The organism is Proteobacteria bacterium CG1_02_64_396 (genome assembly GCA_001872725.1).
Taxonomy (GTDB): Bacteria; Pseudomonadota; MNWR01; order CG1-02-64-396; family CG1-02-64-396; genus CG1-02-64-396.
This window is the reverse complement of sequence record MNWR01000037.1, coordinates 1-420: the sequence shown is the minus strand read 5'-3', so window position 1 is coordinate 420 and position 420 is coordinate 1. Positions and strand designations below refer to the sequence as shown.

The following is a 420-nucleotide window of genomic DNA, read 5'->3' as shown; positions in this document are numbered from 1 at the left end:
GGCGGGGATCTTCTGGCATTTGCTGGCCGAGGAGCTGCGCCGCGAAGGGATGGACTACCTCTCGGCCCCCCTGAACCTGACCTCGTCGGTGGGGGGGACCCTTGGGGTGGGGGGGATCGACGTGAACTCCGCCAAATTCGGGTGCAGCGCCGACCAGGCGGTGTCGCTACAGGTGGTGACTCCGACCGGGCTGATTGTTGAGTGCTCCGATGAACACAACCGCGAGCTGTTTGAGCGCGTGATCCTCGGCTACGGCCAGTTCGGGGTCATCACCGAGGCGACCTTAAAAATCCGCCCCTACACCCCGCTGTGTATGCACTACTTCTACTACGGCTGCCTTGAAGAGGCCCTTGAAGATCTCATGGCGGTCGACCGCTCCGAGCTGTGCGACTACAGCGGCATCCTCACCATGATGGACGC

2 pseudogenes (1 of these 2 only partly in view) are annotated in these 420 nt (G+C 62.9%); both read left to right on the top strand.

Going from position 1 to position 420, the window contains the following annotated elements:
• Positions 1-74, top strand: a pseudogene (locus tag AUJ55_04615) (hypothetical protein) (it extends 448 nt beyond the left edge of the window).
• Positions 50-420: pseudogene (locus AUJ55_04610) on the top strand (hypothetical protein). The pseudogenes AUJ55_04615 and AUJ55_04610 overlap by 25 nt, the downstream one beginning before the upstream one ends.